The 21,669-nt window shown below is 61.9% G+C and carries 18 protein-coding genes and 2 pseudogenes; 8 read left to right on the top strand and 12 right to left on the bottom strand.

The window, feature by feature from the left end; genetic code table 11:
• The first annotated feature begins 136 nt into the window (after positions 1 to 136).
• Positions 137 to 1,042, top strand: coding sequence for a C40 family peptidase (locus ASC63_RS03855; protein ID WP_235491780.1), 906 nt, complete (start codon positions 137 to 139; stop codon positions 1,040 to 1,042).
• A 60-nt stretch (positions 1,043 to 1,102) separates the two neighbouring features.
• Entirely contained in the window at positions 1,103 to 1,987 is an 885-nt protein-coding gene (locus ASC63_RS03850; RefSeq protein ID WP_055810106.1) for a LysR family transcriptional regulator, read from the top strand.
• Between the two features lie 99 nt (positions 1,988 to 2,086).
• Here the strand turns inward: ASC63_RS03850 and ASC63_RS03845 are convergent, their stop codons facing one another.
• The 6 genes from ASC63_RS03845 to ASC63_RS03820 all read right to left on the bottom strand — a co-directional run bounded on the left by ASC63_RS03845 (position 2,087) and on the right by ASC63_RS03820 (position 7,370).
• Positions 2,087 to 3,058 carry an aldo/keto reductase gene (locus tag ASC63_RS03845; protein ID WP_055810104.1) on the bottom strand — a complete coding sequence of 324 codons (972 nt, stop codon included), beginning with the start codon at positions 3,056 to 3,058 and terminating at the stop codon, positions 2,087 to 2,089.
• A gap of 100 nt (positions 3,059 to 3,158) precedes the next feature.
• Positions 3,159 to 4,907 carry a sensor histidine kinase gene (locus ASC63_RS03840; RefSeq protein WP_082487679.1) on the bottom strand — a complete coding sequence of 583 codons (1,749 nt, stop codon included), beginning with the start codon at positions 4,905 to 4,907 and terminating at the stop codon, positions 3,159 to 3,161.
• 264 nt (positions 4,908 to 5,171) lie between these two features.
• Positions 5,172 to 5,939 carry a sulfite exporter TauE/SafE family protein gene (locus ASC63_RS03835; protein WP_055810101.1) on the bottom strand — a complete coding sequence of 256 codons (768 nt, stop codon included), beginning with the start codon at positions 5,937 to 5,939 and terminating at the stop codon, positions 5,172 to 5,174.
• A 74-nt stretch (positions 5,940 to 6,013) separates the two neighbouring features.
• Positions 6,014 to 6,496 (bottom strand): VOC family protein, encoded by a 483-nt coding sequence (locus tag ASC63_RS03830; RefSeq protein WP_442915051.1) that lies wholly within the window; start codon positions 6,494 to 6,496, stop codon positions 6,014 to 6,016.
• Positions 6,493 to 6,969, bottom strand: coding sequence for an SRPBCC family protein (locus tag ASC63_RS03825; RefSeq protein WP_055810100.1), 477 nt, complete (start codon positions 6,967 to 6,969; stop codon positions 6,493 to 6,495). Before ASC63_RS03825 ends, ASC63_RS03830 begins: the two co-directional genes overlap by 4 nt.
• Entirely contained in the window at positions 6,966 to 7,370 is a 405-nt protein-coding gene (locus ASC63_RS03820) for an ArsR/SmtB family transcription factor (protein WP_055810098.1), read from the bottom strand. Before ASC63_RS03820 ends, ASC63_RS03825 begins: the two co-directional genes overlap by 4 nt.
• 270 nt (positions 7,371 to 7,640) lie before the next feature.
• Here ASC63_RS03820 and ASC63_RS03815 point away from each other — a divergent pair, with 270 nt between their 5' ends.
• Both ASC63_RS03815 and ASC63_RS03810 read left to right on the top strand, forming a co-directional pair.
• Positions 7,641 to 7,883 carry a hypothetical protein gene (locus ASC63_RS03815; RefSeq protein ID WP_055810096.1) on the top strand — a complete coding sequence of 81 codons (243 nt, stop codon included), beginning with the start codon at positions 7,641 to 7,643 and terminating at the stop codon, positions 7,881 to 7,883.
• Positions 7,884 to 7,955: 72 nt separating this feature from the next.
• Positions 7,956 to 8,801, top strand: a complete 846-nt coding sequence (locus tag ASC63_RS03810; protein WP_082487168.1) for a nuclease-related domain-containing protein — start codon at positions 7,956 to 7,958, stop codon at positions 8,799 to 8,801.
• Here the strand turns inward: ASC63_RS03810 and ASC63_RS16040 are convergent.
• The 4 genes from ASC63_RS16040 to ASC63_RS03790 form a co-directional block, all read right to left on the bottom strand.
• On the bottom strand, positions 8,798 to 9,235 hold the full coding sequence (locus ASC63_RS16040; RefSeq protein WP_082487166.1) for a very short patch repair endonuclease: 438 nt from the start codon (positions 9,233 to 9,235) through the stop codon (positions 8,798 to 8,800). The two genes, ASC63_RS03810 and ASC63_RS16040, sit on opposite strands and share 4 nt — an antisense overlap.
• A 27-nt stretch (positions 9,236 to 9,262) precedes the next feature.
• Positions 9,263 to 12,316, bottom strand: coding sequence for a Z1 domain-containing protein (locus tag ASC63_RS03800; RefSeq protein WP_055810090.1), 3,054 nt, complete (start codon positions 12,314 to 12,316; stop codon positions 9,263 to 9,265).
• Positions 12,313 to 13,296 (bottom strand): PD-(D/E)XK motif protein, encoded by a 984-nt coding sequence (locus ASC63_RS03795; protein WP_055810088.1) that lies wholly within the window; start codon positions 13,294 to 13,296, stop codon positions 12,313 to 12,315. Before ASC63_RS03795 ends, ASC63_RS03800 begins: the two co-directional genes overlap by 4 nt.
• Positions 13,297 to 13,488: 192 nt before the next feature.
• Positions 13,489 to 15,132: a TIGR02391 family protein gene (locus ASC63_RS03790; RefSeq protein WP_082487163.1), complete on the bottom strand. Its 1,644-nt coding sequence runs from the start codon at positions 15,130 to 15,132 to the stop codon at positions 13,489 to 13,491.
• A gap of 339 nt (positions 15,133 to 15,471) precedes the next feature.
• On the opposite strand from ASC63_RS03790, the pseudogene ASC63_RS16850 reads away from it, so the two are divergent.
• The 4 genes and pseudogenes from ASC63_RS16850 to ASC63_RS03770 all read left to right on the top strand — a co-directional run.
• Positions 15,472 to 15,822 (top strand): annotated as a pseudogene (locus ASC63_RS16850) (ATP-binding protein); the annotation flags it as partial.
• A gap of 1,521 nt (positions 15,823 to 17,343) precedes the next feature.
• Positions 17,344 to 18,225: pseudogene (locus ASC63_RS16845) on the top strand (sigma-70 family RNA polymerase sigma factor); the annotation flags it as partial.
• Positions 18,226 to 18,843: 618 nt separating this feature from the next.
• Positions 18,844 to 19,917: a DNA cytosine methyltransferase gene (locus tag ASC63_RS03775; protein ID WP_235491779.1), complete on the top strand. Its 1,074-nt coding sequence runs from the start codon at positions 18,844 to 18,846 to the stop codon at positions 19,915 to 19,917.
• Between the two features lie 35 nt (positions 19,918 to 19,952).
• Positions 19,953 to 20,354: a hypothetical protein gene (locus ASC63_RS03770; protein ID WP_055810078.1), complete on the top strand. Its 402-nt coding sequence runs from the start codon at positions 19,953 to 19,955 to the stop codon at positions 20,352 to 20,354.
• 274 nt (positions 20,355 to 20,628) lie between these two features.
• Here the strand turns inward: ASC63_RS03770 and ASC63_RS03765 are convergent, their stop codons facing one another.
• Entirely contained in the window at positions 20,629 to 21,234 is a 606-nt protein-coding gene (locus tag ASC63_RS03765; RefSeq protein WP_055810076.1) for a hypothetical protein, read from the bottom strand.
• Positions 21,235 to 21,479: 245 nt separating this feature from the next.
• On the bottom strand, positions 21,480 to 21,626 hold the full coding sequence (locus ASC63_RS16210) for a hypothetical protein (protein ID WP_157487566.1): 147 nt from the start codon (positions 21,624 to 21,626) through the stop codon (positions 21,480 to 21,482).
• Positions 21,627 to 21,669: the final 43 nt, after the last annotated feature.

Genomic DNA, 21,669 nt, shown 5'->3' with positions numbered 1-21,669 from the left:
CGACGCATCCGCATCGCGCCAAGCTGGGAGACTTTTCAGGCAGGGACCCTGCGAATCGAGTAGGGTCGAACAGGCAAAACGCATTCGTCGCGGGGGCAGGCGAGCATTGTGACACGCTGGCCGCCGAAAGGAACGCATGCAGCACGAACCCGTCGAGGTGATGACCCGGCGCGCAATTCGTGAGCAGGAGTCTCGCCACAGGGGTTCGCACCGCATGCCTCGAGGCGCCGCGCGAAAGGCGGCCCGCGCCGCGCGCGTGGAACGTGCCGAACGCGTCGCCCATGTGGCACGGGTGACCCGAGCCGCTCGCATCGAGCGCGCCGAAGCGGCTGCGCGTCTTGCGCGCGCCGAGCACGTCTCTCGCCGTGCTGCAGAGCGCGCGGATGCCTCGCGCGCCGGCGTAAACCGGGCCGGTCACCGACGCGCCATCTTCACCGCCGTCGCAAGCTCATTCGGTCTCGCCGCCAGCCTGATCATCGCCGGTCCTGCCCAGGCCGCCCCCGTTCACGGGTTCGACGCGGCGGCGGAGCACACGCAGGGCATCCGGGTCGCCGGCGATGTGGCGCGCGTACGCCTCGTGCTCGACGACTACTCGGCGAACCAGCTTGTCGGCATCGTTTCTGCGGCAGCCGATGGCGGCGGTCACGACGGAGCGAGCGCGGTGGCAATGGCGCTGAACGCCGGCGGGGTGCGCGCCACCATCGTGCGCACGGCCCTCGACTACTTCGGCGATCCATACGTTCTGGGCGGTGCGGATCACGCCGGCATCGACTGCTCGGGGCTCACCATGCGCGCGTATGCGGCGGTTGGCATTTCGATGGCGCACTACGTTCCCACGCAGGATGCGATGGGCGTGCGCATCACCGAGGCCCAGGCCCAGCCGGGAGACTTCGTCACCTTCGACGACGAAGAGCACATCGGCATCTACCTCGGTAGCGGCATGGTGCTGCATGCGCCGGCCACCGGTCGCACGGTGAGCATCGAGGCCGTGTCGGTGTGGCAGCCGATGGGCATCCACTTCACCCGCATCCTGCCCGAATAGCGCCCCTGCTCGGCCAGTGAAACTTCTGGACGAGGGCCGATTCAGCAGTACGATCGTTGAATGGAACTGCGCCAGCTCGAACACTTCGTCACCGTTGCCGAAGAACGCCACTTCACCCGCGCCGCCGAGTTGCTGCAGATCTCGCAGTCGGGGCTGTCGGCATCCATTCGCTCGCTCGAGACCGAGTTGGGCACTTCCCTGTTCACGCGCAGCACCCGCCGGGTCGAGCTGACCGCTGCCGGGCAGGCGCTGCTGGCCGACTCGCTGCGCACCCTCGCCGCGGCCGCCGCTGCCCAGAACGCCGTCGCCGCCGTGCGGGGCCTGCTGCGCGGTCGCCTCACCGTGGGCGCCGAACCGTGCCTCGGCTACGTGGATCTGCCGGCCGAGCTCGCCCGCTTTCGCACGCGCAACCAGGGCGTCGAGGTGCGGCTGCGCTTCGCCGGCTCAGTGGATCTCATCGAGGATGTCGCCACCGGGCGCACCGACGTCGCCCTCGTCGTCGAGACGGGAGACACTCCGCCGGGGGTGAAACTGCGCCGCCTCAGCACGCAGAAGCTCATCGTGTTGTGTCACCCGAAGCATCCGTTCGCGCAGCTGCGCGAGGTTGATCTCGACAATCTGCGGTCAGAGACCCTCATCGGCTTTCAAGCCGGATGGGGTGCTCACGTGCTCTCGCAGCGCGCGTTCGCGGCGGCCGGCTTCGACTACCGGGCGGCCATGGAGGTCAACGACGTGCACCCCCTGCTCGACCTGGTGGGCTACAACCTGGGCGTCGCCATCGTGCCCGAGAGCTTCGCGAGCAAGCGGCCGGAGCAGCTGTGCGCCGTGCCGCTGCACGAGGGCATGCCCGAGTGGACGGTGGCGGTCGCCGTGGCGGAGGAACCGAACCCCGCCGCCACGGACTTTCTCGAGCAGCTGTTCGACAACATCGTGCTCGCCGCTTAGCAGGGAGACCGGTCACCGATCATGAGGTTCCCCTCGCTCGCAAGCTCGCTCGGCGCTGGGGTCGCGAATCGCTGACGCGATTCTCTGAGCTCCACCGCGCTACCAGGCGTAGTCCTCGGGGGCCGTCTTGTGGCCGGGGAAGATCTCGTCAAGCCGGGCGAGGGCATCCGCGTCGAGCTTCACGTCGAGGGCGCGCACCGCTGCGTCGAGCTGGGCCTGCGTGCGCGGGCCGATGATGGGCCCGGTGACCGCGGGCTGGTGCAGCAGCCACGCCAGCGCAACGTCGCCGGGCTCGTGGCCCAACTGCTCGGCGAACTCCTCGTAGGCCTCGATGGCCTCGCGATTCTTCTCCAGGGTCTCGGCCGCGCGACCCTCGAGCCTGCGCACCCCGTCGCGCTGCTTGCGCACAACGCCGCCGAGCAGTCCGCCGTGAAGCGGGGACCACGGAATGACGCCGAGCCCATTGGCAACGGCGGCCGGCAGCACCTCGAGCTCCACGTCACGCGTGAGCAGGTTGTAGATGGACTGCTCGCTGACGAGGCCGGTGAAGTTGCGCTTGCGTGCCTCGGCCTGCGCGGTGGCGATGTGCCAGCCGGCGAAGTTGCTTGAGCCCGCGTACAGAATCTTGCCCTGTGCCACGGCCGTCTCCATGGCCTGCCAGATCTCGTCCCACGGCGTCTCCCTGTCCACGTGGTGGAACTGGTAGATGTCGATGTGGTCGGTCTTCAGCCGCTTGAGGCTGGCATCCAGTGCGCGTCGAATGTTGAGCGCCGAGAGTTTGCCGTTGTTCGGCCAGTCGGTCATGTCGCCGTAGAGCTTGGTGGCCAGCACGACGCGTTCGCGCCGCTCGCCGCCCTGCGCGAACCAGTCGCCCACAATCTCTTCGGTGATGCCACGGCCCAGACGGCCGCCGTAGACGTTGGCCGTGTCGAAGTAGTTGATGCCGTGCTCGAGCGCGGCATCCATGATCGAATGCGAATCGGCCGTCTCCGTTTGCGGACCGAAGTTCATGGTGCCGAGAACGAGACGTGAGACTTTGAGGCCGGACCGGCCGAGGTGTGTGTACTCCATCACCTCAGAGTGCACCCGGATGCGTCATGTGTCCAACAGCGCAGACGGATGCGATTGTGCGGCCCGGCTTCTCAATCGCGGCAGCGCAGCATCCGCCCCATTACCGCTGCAGCGAATCTTCGCTGTCGTACATGTGCGACAGCGAAGGTTGCCCCGCCATCGGCAGGTGCATCGTGAACGTGGTGCCGGCGCCCTCGGTGCTCTGCACGTCGAGGTGTCCGCCGTGCGCGGCAACGATGGCCTTGGTGATGGAGAGGCCCAGTCCCACTCCCGGCACGGCGTTGCGCGTGGCGGTCGAGGCTCGGAAGAAGCGATTGGTGAGCCGGCTGAGCTCGTTGGCGGGAATGCCCATGCCCGTGTCTTTGACGCTCACCACAACCTCGCCCACCGATTCGGAGAGGCACACGGTGACCGAGCCCCCGCGCGGCGTGAACTTGATGGCGTTAGAGATGAGGTTGTCGAAGGCTTGCGCCAGCCGCCCCGGGTCGCCGCTCACCACCAGCGCCTGCTCGCTGAGCACCGTGTTCACCTCAACACCCGCCCCGGATGCCGCCGGTCGCGCCGTCTCCAGCGCCGCGGCCACCAGCCGGCGCGGGTCCAGCTCGGTCTGCACGATCGGGAACATGCCCGACTCCACCTGCGCGGTGAACAGCAGATCGCCCACCAGGTGCAGCAGGCGCTTGGCGTTGCGCTCGGCAACGCTGAGGTACTGCTTCTGCTCGGCGGTCATGGGCGATTCCTGGTCGTCCTGCAGCAGTTCGAGGTAGCCGAGCACTGAGCTCAGCGGGGTGCGCAGCTCGTGCGAGATCATTCCCACGAACTCGTCTTTGAGGTGCGCCAGCTTGATGGCGTGGGTCACATCGGCGGCCACGAAGATGTATCCGACCGTCTCACCGTTCTCGTTGGAGCGCGGGGTGACGGCGACCTCCACGGTCACGCGCGATCCGTCGGCCTTCAGGTAGGTCCAGTTGCGCACATCGGAGCCGCCCTGGCGAGCCGGCTCCACGAGGGCCGAGAAGCCCGGATTGAGCACGGTTGCTCCCGGCGGGTGGTTCAGCTCGCGCGAACGCTGCTCCAGTTCTTCGGGCAGGTGAAACTCGAAGACGTAGCGGCTGCCCTCGGTCTCGGCGGGGGCGAGCCCGAGCAGCGCGGATGCGCCGGGGTTCCACACGTCGATGAGGCCGGTGAGGTCGGTGCCGATGATCGACTGCTCCGTCACCGAGTTGAGCACGCTCGAGGTGAGCCGGTTGGCCGTGCGCAGCCTGCCCTCGTTCTCTTCGATCTTTCGGGCGTAGCGCATCATGTCGTCGAGCATGGCCTTGCGCTCCTCGGCAAGCCGACGGGTGCTGCGCAACTGGCGCCGTGCCTGCCGGGCCAGCTCGTTCACGATGATGGCCGCGAAGCCGAACACGATGGGAGGGAACACGCCCACCAGCCACTCGCCGACATCCTGTGGCACATGCACGGCCACGATATACGGCAGCAGCAGGGCGGCGGATGATCCGACGATAGCGAGCCAGATGTACTGACGTCCCGCATTCGATGCGATCCACATGATCGGCAGAATGATGAGCGCCGTGTAGAGGGAATCGGCGCCGCCCGTTCCGGCGCGGAACAGCCCGATGCCGAAGAGGGAGACAACAGGGATGAGCAGTGTGAACCGGTCGCGCAGTGCACGAGATCCGATCGCTATGGCGAAGATCGTGGACGCGGCAACCAGAGCTACTCCGATGAGCGCCAGGGAAAGGTTTGAGGGACCGACCGCAGGAATGGTGAGGGTGAGGGCGGTGGCGAGCGCCACGCAGATCGCGGTGGCGAGCTGTTTGATCCAGGGGGCCGGATTGTTCATGAACAGCTTCAGAAGGATGCCGCGGAGTACCCTCACGATGCGACGCCCGGCGTGCGAGTGACCATCCTGGTCTGAATCGTTCCACCCATCATGGGCGTGCTCCTTGTGTTGGTGTGTGCTGCCGAGTGCTGCGCGCTTGTCAGTGCTGCTCTGTGCCGGGTCTCTCACCTCGTGGGTGGGCGGGCACGGGCGCAGACCGAAGCCACCGCCCACTATCCACTGTCGGCAGGGCGAGCGCGCGGGTAAGGCGCGCGTTGCGCCGGTCTATTTCACATAGAAGTAGACGATCGCCGCTATGCCTATGGCCACGATGATCACCCGGTAGACGATGGGCGGCAGGCGGCGGCCTACACTGCCGCCGATCTGACCACCGAGGATAGCGCCGACCGCAATGACGACCGCCGCGAGCCAGGCCACCGGTGTGGAGAACACGAAGACGACGGCCGCCGCGCCGTTGGCCACCCCGGCCAGCACGTTCTTGTAGGCGTTGGCGCGTTGCATGCCGCCGCGCAGCAGAATGGAGAGAATCGCCAGCAGAATCACGCCCTGGGCCGCGCCGAAGTATCCGCCGTAGACGCCGGTGAGGGCGGTGCCGGTGAGCAGCGTGGCGCGCTCGCCGGGTGCGGTTTCTCGCTGGGCCTTCGCCTGCCGTGCCGCCGAGACGCGCTTGAGCCACGGCCCCGCGATGACGAGCACGCAGGCCAGCAGAATCAGCACGGGCACTATCGCATCGAACGCGGATGCCGGCAGCACAAGAAGCAGCAAAGCCCCGGTGAGGCCGCCCACGGCCGAGCAGATGGCGAGCGGCAGAATGGCCCGCCACTGACCTTTCATCTCGCGCCGATAGGAGAAAACGGCACTGATGGCGCCAGGCAGCACGCCGATGTTGTTGGTAACGTTCGCCAGCACCGGCGGGTAGCCGAGCGCAACGAGCGTCGGAAAGGTGATCAGGGAGCCGGAGCCGACGACCGCGTTGATGGTGCCCGCGGCGGTGCCGGCCACGAAGAGCAGGATGACCTCGAGCCAGCTCATCGGTATGTCTGTTCGAAGGTCATCCACCCAGCTTAAGCGTCAGGGTTTAGACGTCAGGGCGCGCTCGGCCCGGCTTACCCCTCCGCCCCGAAGCGTCCGCGCGCCTCCAGCGGGATCAGCGGCTTCTCGCCGCGCACGCGCAGTTCCTGCACCGCCCAGGAGTTGCCGTCGGGATCGCTGAATCCGAAGAAGGTGCCACCGTCGCCCGGGGCGATCACCATGAGCTCGCTGGCATCCACACCACGCGAGATCAGTTCGGCGCGGGCCGCAGTGGCATCCGCCACCACGAGCTGCACCCCCTTGAGCGAGCCGGGCGCCATCTCGTTCTGCGCCGGCAGCGTGCCGATCACGATGGAGCAGCCGGAGCCACGCGGGGTGAGCTGCACGAAGCGCTGGTCGCCCATCTGCGTGTCGTGGTCGAGCTCGAAGCCCACCTTGTCCCGGTAGAACTCGATGGCGCGGCCGATGTCACTCACCGGCAGAATGACCACCTCCAGGGTCCAGTCCATGGGCCTGCCCTGCTCGCCCTGCTTTCCCGCGGCGTCGGTCGCGCTCATGACTGCGCCACCAGCGCGTCGAGGCGCTCGAATCCCTCGCGCACGCCGTGCTCCATGCCGCTTGCGACCATGCCGTCGCGCGCCTCCAGGGACGGGTAGACGGCATGAACGCGGATGCGCGTGCTCACGCCGTCGAGATCGTCGAAGGTGATCGATTCGATGCTGACGACGCCGGGAACTCCCTCGAACTCGAAGGTCTGAATGGCGAACTCGTTCTCGCGAACCACGTGGAAGACGCCGTTGAACGTGTACTCGTCACCGTCGGGGCCGCGATGGACATAGCGGTAACCGCCGCCCGTGGTGAAGTCGTAGCGTTCGACCTCCATTTCGTACCCGTTCGGGCCGAGCCACTGCTTGACGAGTTCGGGGTCTTTGTATGCATTGAAGACCGCGGCGACGGGGGCGTCGATCTGGCGCTCGAAGTCGACGAAGGGAACGCCGTCGGGCGCCGTGATGCTGAGTGCGTTTGTCATTGTCCTGCTTCTTTCTTCTGATCGGTGGTGCTGTTTGTTGTCGTGCTGTTTGTTGTGGTGCTGGTGTTCGTGCTGTCGGCGAGCAGCGCATCCAGACTGCGGAACTGCTGCTCGTGGATGAGGCGGTAGCGGTCGATCCAGGCGGTGAGTGCCTCGAGCTGTGCGGCGTTCAGGTGCACCGGCCGGCGCTGCGCATCGCGCGTTCGCGTGACGAGCCCGGCCTGCTCGAGCACCTGGATGTGCTTCGACACCGCCTGCTTGCTGATGACGAACGGCTCGGCCAACTCGTTGACCGTGGCGGGCCCCCGGCTCAACCGCGCAATGATGCTGCGCCGCACCGGATCGGCCAGGGCCATGAAGGCCCGGTCGAGCCGCCCGTCGGCATCCGCATTCTCACGCATTTATCAACCTCAACCTTGATCAACTAACTGGTTGACTAAAGATACGTCGGCACCCAAGCCGTGTCAACCCCTCCGCACATACCTATGCCGGTTAAGGAGGCCGCCCGCGGCCGTCTCTAAACCGCCCCTTCGCAGAGACGGCAGCGATGGATCGCTGCCTGACCGCTCTGCCTGCTGGTTATTGATCCCTCGATGTTTCCCCGTATTGGGGAAGGCGAGCGCCACGATGCGGGAATAGCCTCGGGAGTGTCACCGCACGAAAGGCTTGCCATGAAGATGTTCCGCTACCGGGCGCCGTCGATGAAGACCATGCTCGGGGTGACCGCCGCGAAGCGATCGGTCAAGCGCGGGCTCGGAATCTCGCAGGTGCAAGCGTGGACCAAGCCCAGCCGCGTCAAGCAGAGGGCGAAGCAGAAGGTCGGCCTCTACTCGCCGGCCGCGCGCGTCGTTCGACAGACCAGCAAAGGTCGCTTCCCGACGTTCCTGGGGTTGTTCGGCCGCAGAAAGCGCTGACGCCCGGCCCGTTCTGGGGCTCCCGCAGCACCCCGCGCTTTCGCTAGATTCAAGCGACCCGTGAGGAGCCCGATGACTGACCCCGTCTCAATGCGCAGCCGTCGCCCGGCGCAGCTTGTCATCGACGAGCTGCTTCGCCAGCACGGCGCGACCCCGCCGCGCTCAGCATTCGCTCGCTTCTTCGGAGTCTCGCCTCTGGCCGCCGACAGTGTCTCCTGGTACCTCGGCGCCACCGGGGAGATCGAAGTCGGTCGCATCCTGGCGCAGCTCCCACCGGAGTGGACTGTCTTCCACGCCCTGCCAATCGGTACAAAGAACACCGACCTCGACCACCTGGTTGTTGGTCCGGGCGGCGTCTTCACCATCAACACCAAGTACCACAGCGGCAAGACTGTGTGGGTCGGCAAGCGCACCGTAATGATCAACGGTCGGAAGCACCCATACCTTCGTGCGGCCGAGAGCGAGGCCAATAAGGTGACCAAGCTCATACAAGAGCGGATGCCGCTGCCCGCGCCCGCGCGACCGCTCATCGTTGTCGTCGACCCGAAGTCTCTCACCATCAAGGAGAGGCCCGAAATGGTCACGGTTCTCACCGCGCAACAACTGCGACGCTGGCTGACGAAGCGACCTGCGATCCTGTCGTCGCAGGATCTCGCTCAACTCGTCGAGATCTTCGACAACCCCGCGAGCTGGCGTCAAGAATCTGCAGGCGATCCCGGTGACGCGCGCCTTCGCTTCGAGGCGCTGCACGCAGAGGCCCGTTCGGCCCACACGCGGCGCGTGGTGTGGTCGCTTGCCGGAACGCTCGCCATATTCGGCGCAGCCTGGGCCCTCGTTATGGGCGGCGGAACCGCATGGTTCGTATCGGCATTGACCGGGTTGTTTGGCTCTCTGGCGGTTGGTTGGCGGGGAACCTAGCCAGCCTTGCTGCCTCCGTGCACAGCCAACCGCCAGCAGGCCTCGACTTCATCGGCAACTGCGCGGGGATCCTCATGTTCCCAATGGCGGATTACTCGCCAGCCGGCGGTGGTGAGCCGAGTGTCGGTCTCGGCGTCGCGCTCACGGTTCTGTACAACCTTCAGATCCCAGTAGTCGCGGTGGGAAGCTGGGCGCTGATAGTGATCAGGGCAACCATGCCAAAAGCAGCCGTCAATGAAGACCGCGACCTTGGCCCGGGTGAAGACGATGTCGGCTGTGCGACGCAGGTCAGGTATTGGCCGGCAGTTCACTCTGAATCGGAGGCCGGATGCATGAAGTAGCCGCCGCACGGCGAGTTCCGGCTGAGTATTACTGCCGCGGTTGGACCGCATCGATCGGCGCGTCGCATCGGACGACGCCCAAGATTCACCCATTGCCTCGCTTCGATTCTCGCCCCGATATCAGTGTCCGGTGTCGATGATCGCCTGATTCGATAGGTCTTCTCGGCGCACGCCGAAGCCGATCCGTCCCCGCGGTGCGGAGAGGTATGGCACGGCCAGCGATATGAGTGTGGCGACGTCGGCACTTGTGACCGGTGTGGGCCACGCACCCCGCTTAACACGTCCGGAGTCTGCCCGCCCCTTGCCGTCATCACTCTTCTCCTCAGGTAAGACAGCCGGGTCAAACGCGAATGTGAGCAAGAGAGCGCCGCGGGTCGCACTGCTAAGTCGTCTTGCAGCGTCTCCAGCGTCTATCGAATTGTGCGCATTCTGAGCAATCACTTCGAGCGTTGCTCGGTGTCGACGCTCGCTGCCAGAGTATCCGGGCCGATCTGGCCTGCGTTGGCGTTCGATGAGCGACACAGTGGTGCCTTCGACGTCCCTGCGATATGACTCGTCAAGTTCAGGGACGACGACAACCCAATCCTTCAGCGATCCTTCCCGCTCTGCCTTCTCGATCATTCTGATTGTCGGGAGCAGCTGATCACGCGAGAGCAATTCGAACTGACTCAGCGCAGCGACAACATATTCAGTCGGCAACAGCACAGTGCGCGCCTCGAACGAGGTACCGTTCACGCCCTTGAAATGCTCCGGCGCAGATAGCCCTTCGAGCCATCCGGCCACGGCAGCGAAGTGCTTCGTATTGCGGGTGCCGTCGCCGCGATAGTCGTGGGCATTGAAGTCTTTGACAATGCCGCCTTCGCCCTCGTATTTGAGCACAGCGTTGTACATTTTGTTCGAGCCGGTCGGTCTGAGCCACGGCAACTGCTGGAAGACCATCGGCGGCACGTGGATCGGCCGCACAACAGGCTTGCCGTCCTCGGTGAGCTCGGAGAACTTGCTCAGCTGTTCGCGGAACTCTTCCTCGTCTTCGATGATTGAGGTGAACGCGTCGTAGAGGTCATACGATTTCTTCTTGCCGTCGAGGACCTGGCGGCCGATGTACAAGCGTACGAGGTCGCTGTACCCGGCCCGGTACCCGAACCACCGCCCCATCTGCATAAGCGTGTCGGCCGCAGCTGTGCGACGGCGATAGTACGAGACCGTCAGCCCTTCGACGGTGAAGCCTCGACTTAATTTGGCGCCGCCGATCATGATCCGCCAGTATGGCCGAGTCAGGAAGTCCATTGCGCTGTAATCGCTGTCCTTCGTGCCGTTAACCACTACAACCGGATCATTGTCAACGGTAATTGCGTCAACTGTCGCACCGATGAAAGATTTGAGCTGATCGAACAGGTTAGGAATCGGCAGCTCATCCCACTTCGACCGCGAACGGTGCACGCGCAGAAAGTCATCGGAATACAATTGCCGGAGCCGCCCGAATGCGGCAGGGCTCGAATACGCTCCCTGTGCCCAGACCGAACGGAATGTGGCGGCGAGTTCCGAATGCTCCGATGTGCGCACCGACTCGTGCACAAGCATCGTGTGATGCCGGTACGAGAAGCGCTTGTCGTTTGATTCCCGCCACTTCTTGATTGCACCGCTGAGTACGAACGCGTCGATCGCCTCGAGGATCTCGGCACGTTCGGCCGCTGGATCGTGCTCGCCGTCAGCGCGAAGGTCCCGGACGAAAGCGGCCTCGTTCGATCGCCCCGGATTGCCCTTGTCGTCGGCGTCGATACCCCACAGATCATGGAATTCCGGGCCTCCCATGTATTTGTCCGAAGGTTTGAGGCTAACGAGAAAGTCCTTCGGAAAGACGTCTTCCGAGTCGTCCGGCGAAATGAATACGTTCGCGAACGGTGTCGCCGTATATCCCACGTATTGGGCGCGCGGCATCACTGTGAGGAGGTCCCGGATAAGTGCATTGATCGCGCTGCGCTTCTTCGATTCTGCGGCTGCTGCGGCCTTGGAACGAGGATTCACCGTGTTCACCGAAGCTTGGTCGGCCTCGTCGTCAATGATCAGAACAGGGATTTCGCGACCGTCCGCCCGGATGTTTCGAAGATCGTGGAGGAGGTTCCTCAGAGCAGTTGTATTCTTTTTCATGACCGCGATACGAGCGTCCACGGCGTGGATGTTCTCCGGGTCGAACACCGGCTTGGCCGGGTTGCGGAGTTCGCCGGTACGCCGGAAGTCGAGCGCATCTTTGCCGAGACGCAATTTGCGATAATCTTTGCCAGCTGTCGTCAACCGCTTGATCGCTGGCACACCAGGCATCGAGTGTACGTCAATGCCGTGCTTTAGGAATTTGTCTCCGTGCCAGTCTGCGTCTTGCGTGCCGATGTAGTCGATGTCACGGATGGAATCGTCGTCTGTGCGGTCGGCGCCGTCGAGGATGTTCTCCTCGCCGACTAGTTCCATGTCGAGGCGACGTTGTGTCTGTGCTCGAAGTAGCTCAATCGTGCCGGTGAGCACGATCACCAGCCGGTATCCGGTGTCTATCGCCTTCGCCACGATGCCGGTGAAATTAGCCGTCTTACCACTTTGGACATATCCGACTACGAGACCTTTTGTCTGGTAGCCCACTTCAGCGCTGGGGTCGGCTAGCCTGCCGACGATCTCCGCCGTCGAGCGATCCAGGGTCGCGATGGCATCGGCATCCCATCCCTTACCCTCCAGCACACGCCGGTATGCACGCCAGTAGAAGTCGTGGGAGCTCCGACGTTTCTCGTCGTACCACGGGATCCAGTTCTCCGGATCGACGATCATCGTGTCCATGCGCGACGCGCTCGGGAACTCTTTGTCCAGCCGCTGTCGCGCTGCGTCGTCAAGCTCCAGTAACTCATAGGCACGTTGGCGTCGGTTCGCACTCCATTCGGCGGTGTCAGCGGCCCACGCCGGCTTTGCAAGCGCATCCCAAGACGCGAGCGCCATGTGCATTGCACGACGTGTTTCGTCTGAGAGATCCGAAACCGTAACTGCGTCGACGATCGCGGCTTCGGTTACGTGGATTTCGGCTCGCCGAAGTTTGAACTGGACCAGCTCGACCAGCGGTTCGGGCCCAGAATCGCGGATACTGATTAAGGATTCACGGGCGGTTTCCGAAATCACCGCATCTACGGAATTGGTCACTTGGGCTCCTCGCAGAATTCATCGAGCGGTGAAGGGATCGCCGCGTGGATCAAATGGGTGACATCAACACGGTACGAGACGCCCACGACAAGCGGGCGCTGCGGCACTACCTCGTCAAGCCTTGACGATGTGATTGCAGGGAACCCGTCGTCGACGAGGTACGCCCGTGGTTCGGATCGCAGCTGGAAGCGAGTCCCATAGAGATCTGCATCCGCGTCACGCCAACCGATACCGTCGAGTGCCGCGTCGAAGGCTCGCAGTGTTCGTCGCAGCTTTACGCTTATCGACGCGACGAGTTCCGGCAGAGTGAAGCTGGCAATCGCCGTCCCGGCGCGGGTGATCTGAACGGATATCAGATACAGGTCCCTTCCGGGAACCGGCTCCAGCTGCGTCTCGGATCCGATGACATGCACGCGGGCTTCGGACTTCGTCGTCTTAACTTCGGCATCGTAACCGGGCAGCCCGAAGTCGTGCTCCTCAGCGAGCGGCCCCAGCCAGGCTGCTATCGCCGCGTCTTCCCCGTCGTGATCGATAATGCGGTCGAGTACGAGGAGTTCTCCGATGAGCCCGGCGACCTTCTCTTCAGTCAGCCGCTTGCGGCCGACGAGAAGCTCCTTCAGCGTCTCAACTGACTCGGAAACCGCATGACGGAACGAAGCGCCGGACCGAAGCTGGTCCACCACCGATTCCAAGAGAACGTACGCCTCGTAGTGCATATCGGATGCGTCGACGACAAGCTCGTACCATTCCGTCGAATCGCCATCCGGAGTGACCCGATTCAGCTCAAGTCGTTCGTATGCGGTCACCTCTGGCTCGCTTCCGCGCACTGGGGTCAGCACCTGTAGCTGATCCCTGCCTGGGTCTATGGTCAGGCGAACTGGGGGTTCCTCATTCATTGTGAAGGCCGCGCGCACGCCCAATCGAAAGTAATCCTCGACCGCCGCGGGGTCCAGGTGTTGAGGGTTCTCGATCTCAGCCATTCGTCTCTCCGATCTCACGCGCCTGTCTCCCGAGCTCACTCGGCACAAAGATTCTCCGTCGGAGCCCTCGGGGCGCGTATAGCGAAGCGTTGCTTCGAAGGCGCTGCCTCCTTTCTATCCCACTGGAGAGGAGTTCACCGGCTCGAAATGTCACGAACATTGGTATGGCCCCAATGCTGGAGTCGATCCGAGCTAAATCGAGCGCACTTCTGCCTGATCTAATCGCCGCATCAAGTGCGAAATGATGGCCAATGCATCGAGGCAGTCCTCGTATGTAAACGCCCCGCTTGATTGCAACAGGTCGATCTCTTCATGACTGAGAGGATTTCGGAAGCCCGCCAATACCCCGATAGAAAGGCTTTTCTGTCCGCTTTGGATGTTCTTGGATGTGTCTTCGGAAAAACCATGTAACGACATGAATTTTTGGAACACATCCAATTTGCCCACCGATGCAAAGGCTGCCTCCAAAACCGCGTGCTCTTGTATCGATGCCAAGTCTGCATGTTTTGCCCGGACGCTATTCACATACCTCTTTATCGCTTCTATCACTGCAGTGTAGAAGTCTCCACCTTCGTAATAAGGCTTTGTGACCCGCTGGATCTCGGCGTGCAAATGCCGCCAGACAAATTCGGCATGTAATGGCGCCAGACCTTTGACGAGCCCCAGGATTTCACCCTGCTGCTCAACTGCAATGTCGGCTTCGTCCGAAGTGACCGCCTCGACGATCGCCCTCACGTGTTCCCTTTCGTCGCTCTTGATAGAACTGACCCATGCCTCTGTTGAGACACCGATCGACTTCTCAACAGTCGTTCGGCCTAGCTCTGCTCTCCGTCTTCGCCAGTCCTGACTTAGCCGGGTCATTAACGATTGCAGCCACTTTCTTAGCTGCTCGGTGAGCTCAGTCTCCCAATCAATCGCGCGCCTGTCTGTCGCAATGACATCTGGCTCAATCTCGTCAAGGAAATCCACTTGCAGGTACCCGGTGAGGTATGAGAACGCGAAGCTCGACTCAGAGGCTCCAAAGAACTCGGGTTCGTTTGCGAGTCTCCCATTCACATAGAGGGTTATGCCGCGGAGGCCGTGACGCAGAGGAGATTTCGAAGAGACAATCCGCCCTGCGATCTCGTGCGCATGGGCGAAAGTATCGGCCTCGACGAGGTCTTCAGGAAGATCCCAGGAGAACTGAAGATTGATCGAGGCCAGCCGGCGTTCGGCCGTGATCGCGTACTCGCCATCATCCGCAGTGACAACGCGCACTTCAAAGTCCTGGTCCGTATAATTAAAAAGCTTTGACAGGCTGTCTGCGAGGGCTTCAGGTTCAACAGGCGACGTGCGTTTGAGTTTGCCCAGCCGCACCGTGGTGCCATGTTTAGACTCGTTGGAGGACTGCTGTGATTCGACAGGTTTGTACTCGCCTTCGGCCGACATCATGTCGTCGTATTCGAGCACGACCACCGTTGCGTTGGTCTCACCCGAACGCGACGTGATCAGCTCGACGCGCCCGCCGATTCCGAACAGGGCGAGCTTCCCGAGGCCCTTCTTGCCGGATACGCGCCGCGCACCACCTTCTGTGCTGTCGGTGTTCATCACATGGCGGCGATTCCGGCCGATGCGCAGGTATTTGTCCGCGACATCGCTCCGCGACATGCCGTGGCCGTCATCCTCGATGCTTATCTCGCCGTCGCCTATTCGGACAACAACGTGTTCGGCGTCGGCGTCGTATGCGTTAGCTATCAGTTCGGCAATTGCATTTGGCAGATGCGAGTACATTTTGGCGCCGAGGTGATCGACTGTCTGAGGATCGAACTTCAACACAAGGTGATCGTCGTCGTTCAATAGGGGCTCTTTTCATTGGATATGTCTTGAAGGGTAGCCAAGTTGGACCTGATCGATCCGATGAGGTGTCTTCGGGGTGCATCGTGTCAGCACTCAATTCATTCCTATGTGAACGCGGATGAGACGCATGCCTATGCGCCGAATCGGCAGAGCGAGTAGTCATTCGCCTATGCGCCATACCTTTCAGGTTCGCGTTTATAGCATTCGACCCAGACCAGATAGTTGACGCGGCCCTCCCCTTCATTGGGGGTGCGTTTGACACACTATGGGACGCGTCCACACAGTCAACTTCCGCTACTCGCCATCGGAAATGTCTTGACTCGTCGGTAGCATCCGTCTATGACCGATTTGTCCGTCGATGGGTTGAGCGATATCGCTCGTGTGGTCGAACTTGAGCCCGACCCCTCTGTGCTCAGCGCGATCGGCAGCAGTCACACCTTGAGCAGTGCGATCGCCGATATCGTCGACAACAGCATCGATGCCGGAGCGGAGCGGATTCGAATCCGGTTCGTCGTCGATAACGGATACGTCCGTGGCATCCGTCTCAGCGACGACGGAGTCGGAATGAGTGGTGACCAGCTGATGACCGCCATGACGCTGGGGAAGCGTCGTGCCTACGACGGTGACTCACTCGGTCATTTCGGGATTGGACTCAAAGCGAGTTCGCTCAGCCAGGCCGCCTCTTTCACTGTCTATACGAGCTGTGGATTCGAACCGGTCTGTGGAGCACGCATGCGTCGGACAGCGCCCGGCGGTGGTTTTCCAATTGACGTGCTCACCGACGATGCTGCATGGCACGGCTTTGACGACGGTTCCGGTGAATTGCAATCAACAGGAACTGTAGTCGAATGGTCCGATCTCGATTCGGTCTCGACATCGGATATCCCGTCTGTTCGCCAGAGATGGCTGGATTCAGTGATCACCGAGCTGCGCGGTGAGCTGGGCCTGATTTTCCACCGACTCATCGCAGCGCGGAATCTTCGTATCGAAATCGACCAATATGATCTCGCGTATCGGGCCTCCGGCGTGCCTCGGGTCGTCGACGCCGTCGATCCGTTCTCCTTCAGCCTTTGGGGCATGACCGGGTATCCGCGCACCTTAATCGGGGAAATCCCCGGTGGGAGCGCTGTGGCGGCCACATGCCACATATTGCCGCCCAATTCCGAGTCGCCGGCCGCACGGCTGCTCGGCAGGCGCCGCACTGAATGGCAGGGTTTTTACATCTATCGCAACGATCGTCTTCTACAGGCCGGTGGTTGGAATTCCATGCTTGCAGAGCACAGTCGCGACTATCAGCTCGCACGGGTCATCATCGATGTGACCCCGGAGATGCTCAGTACTCTGCGCATGAATCCAGAGAAGCGCGGGGTGATCTTCCGGCCGGATTTCACACGGGCCATCGAAAGCGCCGTTGACGTGGAGTTCGGGGCGACTTTCCGTTCCTACTTGGAAGACGCACGGGCGACTATCAAGCGAGCGAACGCCCGGCACGTATCGACGAAGCCAATCACTGAAGTCAACTATGGGCTGCCGGACTCGGTGACGGAGGTCGTATCGGAAACGCTCGGCCTCAGGGACGATACGCGACCGGCAGCAATCCTTTGGCGAGTGCTCGATGAAGAGAGGCTTTTCGAGTTCGATCATTTGGCTCATACCTTATGGCTCAATGCGGGGTATCGGACTCAATTGTCTGGAAAGAGCGGCGATGCGCCGCTGCTGAAGCTCGCACTATTCCTCCTTGTTGAATCCAACTTCAAATTGACCCGGTTGCAACAGGGCACACGTGATCAGATCGATGCTTGGCAGTCCGTGCTTGCGGCGGCGTTGGCTGAGCAGGTCGATCGGTCGGGGTTCAACCCGCTTACAGAGGATGTGGATCGGCGTGTTGGCGCAGTCGACTTGGCCGATCAGCCGGTTGCCGTCGAAATGGATGGTCTTGAAGAGTCGGATGCGCTTCCTGAGGCGTTTGCCACGGAGCGCCCCGCAATTTCTCCCCTCGACGTCGCCAAACGTGCTCGTAGGGCACGCATAGGTACCGGTACTCCCGTGCGTGCCGATCTGATCGTGTCTTCTGAGAGCGCTGAGGATCAAGAGGATCACGAAGGACTCGATGAGGCGACAGAGCTGATCGCGCTTATGACTGAGGATCCGAACGCTGAGGAGGACTCGCCCGACGACGACCCAGCGGAGACTGCATCGAAGTATGACCATATCGTCGGTGGTACCGTCGATCCCGTCAAGGACTATTTGAGGCAGATCGGCACGGTCCCCCTCCTTTCTGCCGTCGAGGAAGTGGCTTTGGCGGCACGAATAGAGGTAGGACTCTTCGCGGAAGAGCGGCTCGCAGATTCGCAGACGCTGACCCGGGCGCTAGAGCGGGAACTGAGATCGGTCGCCAGTGACGGCCACCGCGCGATGACGCATCTCGTTAGTGCGAACCTGCGGCTAGTCGTATCGATCGCCAAGCGTTACGTAGGCCGCGGGATGCCGTTCCTGGACCTGATCCAGGAGGGCAATATCGGGCTGATCCGCGCTGTCGAGAAATTCGACAACACCCTAGGTAACAAGTTCTCGACATATGCCACGTGGTGGATTCGTCAGGCTATTACGCGGGCTCTGGCCGACCAGTCTCGTACGATCCGTGTCCCGGTGCATATGGTCGAACAGATCAACGAAGTTCGCAACGTGATGCGCGAACTTGATCGGACCACCTCGGACGTGGTCCCGATCGATATGGTGGCAGCACGGGCGGCAGTCTCAGTGCACGAGCTTCGCCGGATGCTGGCATGGGACTCAACTCCTCTGTCGTTGGACGAAACAGTTCAGGTCGATGTGAGCGAAGGTGAGCGCACCCGTGGCGAGCTCTTCGTCGATAACGATGAACTCCCAATTGACGAGGGCCTCCTCTCCGAATCGCTCCGAAAACAGTGCAATGAGCTTCTCGAAGCGCTTCCGAGCCGGGAGAGTTCGGTTTTGAGATCGCGACACGGCCTAGACGACGGGATTCCGAAGACCCTCGATCAGATCGGCGACGCACTAGGCGTGACTCGCGAGCGGATTCGACAGATCGAGAAGGCGACCGTAAAGAAGCTCAGTGCAGACCCCGCGTGGAGAGCGCTCTGGGGAGACTTCTTCGCGGTGGGCAGACTATTAACCGATACCGAGCCCAGTAGAGAACCGCCAGCGGTGAAATCTCAGCGGGTCGGCATCGAGCCCCCACTCGACGACGAGTACCCTCCTGTTGTCGGTCCAAATCTTCCGAGTGCGCCAACGGTCGCATTGCCGGAAACTAAACCCATTGATCAGCAAATTATCGAAAATTATCGAGGGGGACTGGGCGTCATTGCAATTGCTGCCGAAGCTGATGTCACGGCTCGATTCGTCGTCGAGCGGCTGTCCGCGTTGCTGCTCGAAGTCGGCGCTGACTTCGACGACGAATCCCTTGCCCCACGCCATGGTCTTCCTTATACGCCGGATGAGAGGGCCCGACTACTCACCGCGTACGGAAACGGCCATTCACTGAGCCGGGTCGCGCGGGACCTCGGGCGTACGCCTTTCGCAGTGGCCTGGCAGTTATTGGACAGCCCCAAGCGTCCCATTCGCGTTCCGAAGAAGCTCATTCGTGCACTCCATCGAGAATCCACGAATTGACGACGGTCGCTCTCGCGGGGCATCGACATGATGTCTGCCCTGCCGGCTAAACTCGCGAGTGTGACTACTGTGCCGAAGATCCGAGTTCTCGACTTGTTTGCAGGCGCGGGTGGACTCACCGCGGGATTTCACGCCGCATCGACACGATATGAGACTGTTCGTGCGGTGGAGATGGACCTTGCCGCCGCCGCTTCGTACGAGGCGACGTTCGGTGAGGACATCGTCTACGCAGGAAGCATCCAGGATTGGCTGGCATCCGAAAAGGTGCCAAAGGTAGATGTGGTTGTGGGCGGCCCACCGTGCCAGGGTTTCTCAACGCTGGGCAAGCAGGATGAAGAAGACGAGCGGAATACGTTGTGGCGCTACTACGCGGAGGCGATCGTTCGCGCTAGGCCGAAGTACTTCATCGTTGAGAACGTGGCCGCTTTCGCTAATTCGAGGCAGTTCCAGGATTTCAAGGAGGCAACTGCACCCGGCGGTCTCCTTGAGGAATACGACTTCGAATTCGACATCTTCAACGCGGCTGATTTCGGTGCTTTTCAAGCTCGCAAGCGAACGGTAATAGTCGGATTCCGGAAGGAGCTCGGCTTCCCCGGCTTTCCTCCGGTCACGCACGAAGCGAGCGAGTATCGGACAGTCGAGGAGGCATTTGACGGTATCGGCCTGAGCGTTGATGGCATCGACCTGCCGATGGGTGAAACGCCGTTTGCCGGGAAGATGTTTGCCGGGCCGTTCACAGCTCGCCAGCTCCACCTCGGTAGACGGTATCGGCCCGAGTCGCTCAAGCGGTTTGCCGCGATTCCCAAAGGGGGAAACCGGTTCAATCTTCCGCTGGAGCTTCAGGCTGAGTGTTGGAAGAAGCACAAAACAGGTTCCGGTGATGTCATGGGTCGACTTCACTTGAAGAAGCCTTCAGTGACGATCCGCACAGAGTTCTTCAAGCCGGAGAAGGGACGGTACCTGCACCCGACCGAGGACCGTGCGATTACGCATTACGAGGCGGCGGTGTTGCAGGGATTCCCCGCCGATCACAAGTTCATGGGATCCAAGACAGCGATAGCGCGGCAGATTGGCAATGCGGTGCCGATTCCTCTCGGAGAAGCGATCGCGCGACAGCTCGCATCGGTGCTCTGACCGGTCAAATCGGCCAGTGCCCATAACATCGCAATATGCCAGTAACCACTTCCCGATTCCTGTCGGTCGACGATGTATACACCCGTGCGGAGCTGCGCGAGGCATTCAACATCACGGACGCGACGATCAACAATGGAATTTTCCAGCCGAACAATCATGCTTCAATATGGCTTTTCGTCACCCAGTTCAAAACGCCTGACCGCACTCAATATCGAGACGAGCTGAACGGCGATATCCTCACAATGGAGAGCCAACCGTCTGCGCGAAATGACGAGAAGCTGAGAAATCATGGAGCGTACGGTACGGAGATCATTCTGTTCTATCGCCGCGACAAGTTCGAACATCCAGGTGCGGGGTTCAAATATGAAGGCCGATTCAGCTACCGTGCCAGCACCGAGAGTGCTCCGGCTGTATTCACTTTTGAGCGGCTTCGTTGATCAATTAAACTGGCTGGCTGGTGACTCGCCGCGGTGATCGACTGCCTTCTCAATCGCGTCAACCGTGTCGTGTAGGCGGGCATGCCATGGCGATCGATAACGAGGTCGTGTCTTCCACGCAGACGCGTCCCGGGTGCGGTGCAGCCGAGGTGCGGACAACCGTCTATGGGCTCCCGGCCGGGAACTATTTGAGGCAGAACTGCGCGTTGAGGTTCTGCTCATTGGGTGCATTGTTGAGCGCCACAGGTAGACGACCGAATAGTTGTACGCCGAATCATCCCCGTTTCGTCGCCTCCGGCCACGGGACCCCGGCCTGACGAGCCGACGGCACGACCGCGTCGAGGTCGATCTTGGTTCCGAACTGGTCAGCCGGGTGCAGGTCCAGCAGGAATCCAAGCAACGCGCCAGCGACCAAGGTTTCAGAGGGGCGGAGGACATGAGCGCTGTGCGCCGGCGCCTCGAAGTCGGGTCCCATTAGCCAGAAGGTCTCCGGGAACCAAATTTGCAGTTGGGCCGAAGCGCGGTGGGCAAGTGCGATGGTAGAGCGGTCCGGATCAGCTAAGAGTATGGATATGAGGAGGGTGCCCCAGCTAACCGCGACATGGCCGATGTAATGTCCGTCCAACTGGACGGATTGGTGGACCCCGGCCTCCATGGCGACTGGCTCGGTCAGCGCGATCGACACGATGCATCCCTCCGGAACACTGCGGCTTACCCGGCGCTCGTAGATCATACGGAACAAGCGCTCCGGTGCGTGGCCACGCGGACTGTAGTGCGTGCGGAGTAGAGCGCGCGTCACTGCCCAGAACGCGAAGTCGTGGAGTTGAGGCTGCGTCGGAACCGCCCCTACGGAGAGGGCGAAGAAGTCGATGGCAGGCATGGCACATTCCTCAAGCTCGTTGAGCCAACCGGCGTTACATTCTCCGCAAACAGCATTGAGTGCCATGTCAAATTGTGAGATCGGCCGGGTGACAACGGGCGGCCCCGGGCCTCCTTGCTGCCAGAAAGCGAGCGACTCGACAACGGGAAACCTGTCCCGGAGAGCGTTGCGCCAAATGTGCTCGCGGGTGCGTTTCCCGCTGGTCGTACCACAGAAAAGACATCTTGAGGGCGCTGCACGGCCGGTCAAACTAGGAACCTCATCAGCTCTTGGTGCCTGCGGGCGAAAACTGCTTTGAGGTAATGGTCGGGATGGTGGGCCAGCTGCCCGATGCGTGCGCCGCTGGCGTTGAGGACCGTCCAGTCGTCGACCCTTGCAATTTCGTCCGCCATCCCCGTCGCCTCTCCGTCTTATCCGTTGCGCCGCTCCGCCGCA

The sequence above is a fragment of the Leifsonia sp. Root112D2 genome, assembly GCF_001424905.1.
In the GTDB taxonomy this organism is placed as follows: domain Bacteria; phylum Actinomycetota; class Actinomycetes; order Actinomycetales; family Microbacteriaceae; genus Root112D2.
The sequence above is the reverse complement of the archived record's forward strand: the minus strand, read 5'-3'. Positions and strand labels throughout refer to the sequence as shown.

Excerpts from the sequence above, each read along its gene's own strand:
- ASC63_RS03855 (WP_235491780.1), top strand. The coding sequence starts at position 137 with ATGCAGCACGAACCCGTCGAGGTGATGACCCGGCGCGCAATTCGTGAG.
- ASC63_RS03850 (WP_055810106.1), top strand. The coding sequence starts at position 1,103 with ATGGAACTGCGCCAGCTCGAACACTTCGTCACCGTTGCCGAAGAACGC.
- ASC63_RS03845 (WP_055810104.1), bottom strand. The coding sequence starts at position 3,058 with ATGGAGTACACACACCTCGGCCGGTCCGGCCTCAAAGTCTCACGTCTC.
- ASC63_RS03840 (WP_082487679.1), bottom strand. The coding sequence starts at position 4,907 with ATGAACAATCCGGCCCCCTGGATCAAACAGCTCGCCACCGCGATCTGC.
- ASC63_RS03835 (WP_055810101.1), bottom strand. The coding sequence starts at position 5,939 with ATGAGCTGGCTCGAGGTCATCCTGCTCTTCGTGGCCGGCACCGCCGCG.
- ASC63_RS03830 (WP_442915051.1), bottom strand. The coding sequence starts at position 6,496 with ATGAGCGCGACCGACGCCGCGGGAAAGCAGGGCGAGCAGGGCAGGCCC.
- ASC63_RS03825 (WP_055810100.1), bottom strand. The coding sequence starts at position 6,969 with ATGACAAACGCACTCAGCATCACGGCGCCCGACGGCGTTCCCTTCGTC.
- ASC63_RS03820 (WP_055810098.1), bottom strand. The coding sequence starts at position 7,370 with ATGCGTGAGAATGCGGATGCCGACGGGCGGCTCGACCGGGCCTTCATG.
- ASC63_RS03815 (WP_055810096.1), top strand. The coding sequence starts at position 7,641 with ATGAAGATGTTCCGCTACCGGGCGCCGTCGATGAAGACCATGCTCGGG.
- ASC63_RS03810 (WP_082487168.1), top strand. The coding sequence starts at position 7,956 with ATGACTGACCCCGTCTCAATGCGCAGCCGTCGCCCGGCGCAGCTTGTC.
- ASC63_RS16040 (WP_082487166.1), bottom strand. The coding sequence starts at position 9,235 with ATGGGTGAATCTTGGGCGTCGTCCGATGCGACGCGCCGATCGATGCGG.
- ASC63_RS03795 (WP_055810088.1), bottom strand. The coding sequence starts at position 13,296 with ATGGCTGAGATCGAGAACCCTCAACACCTGGACCCCGCGGCGGTCGAG.
- ASC63_RS03770 (WP_055810078.1), top strand. The coding sequence starts at position 19,953 with ATGCCAGTAACCACTTCCCGATTCCTGTCGGTCGACGATGTATACACC.
- ASC63_RS03765 (WP_055810076.1), bottom strand. The coding sequence starts at position 21,234 with ATGCCTGCCATCGACTTCTTCGCCCTCTCCGTAGGGGCGGTTCCGACG.
- ASC63_RS16210 (WP_157487566.1), bottom strand. The coding sequence starts at position 21,626 with ATGGCGGACGAAATTGCAAGGGTCGACGACTGGACGGTCCTCAACGCC.